The sequence below is a fragment of the Rhizobacter sp. P1_G5 genome (genome assembly GCF_056405435.1).
Genome location: NZ_JBFUCB010001104.1, coordinates 1 through 871, shown reverse-complemented (window position 1 = coordinate 871; position 871 = coordinate 1). Strand labels below are relative to the sequence as shown.

1 protein-coding gene is annotated in these 871 nt (G+C 45.5%); it reads right to left on the bottom strand.

The features are described from left to right. On the bottom strand, positions 1 to 871 hold an 871-nt coding region (locus tag AC1D12_RS34335), incomplete at both ends, for a hypothetical protein (protein ID WP_477845523.1).

The following is an 871-nucleotide window of genomic DNA, read 5'->3' as shown; positions in this document are numbered from 1 at the left end:
CATATATCTTGCTGTCGATGGCATTCCCATCGGAGTTATTAAAAAGCTTCTTCTTGGCGCGGGACAGGATATATTCATTTGAGAGGCGGAAGTTTCCATCCCCATCCCTTTCTGTCATTGCGCAGCCAAGATCCAGGGAGTAAAAACGACACCCTGATGGAGAAGCTTGACTGTCGTCGGCCACATAATAAATGGATCGATTCGGAGCGGTAAGGGAGTGAAGTTCCGCGTGCTTATACTCATTCCCAAGAGAGTTGAATAATATTATTCCCTCTTGATTCTCATGTCGCATGTAAATCAATGCTTCCGTGTGAAACGTTTCCTCGCCACGAAGAAGTGCGATTCGGCATTCCAGCTCATTTCTATCGTCAAGTTTTGCTACACTGGAAATATCATCCCTCAGATCATCTATGTCCAATTTCTCCTTGCTTCGGATTTTGTTGATTTTTATGACGTTGGCATTTTTCTTGAGTGAATAGTAGTTCATGATTTCTGCACGCGACTCTTCATCGAATTTTATGTTGTAGACGGCCTCCCCGACATTTGTTCCCTCTTGCACAAATAATATTCCTCCGTTTTTGAGCGAACGACTTTCCCCATAGGCGACGATCTTGTTTTTTAATTCCAGACTGGAAACCCAATTTCGCACCGCTGGAAGCCACTCCGGGTAAATTTTCAATCCACTCGTTGGCCATTGAATTGTCATCTCGTCCGATTGCCCTGATTGCCTGTTCGACAAATGACCCATGATTTCCCGCATCAGAAACTCAGGAACTGCATGAACCGATTGCTCGCTGCAGCCGGAAATGTCCAGACATGGAAACCCGCCCGAATCAAGTAGAGACAGAAGCGCATGAGTTATTCCCAAAGC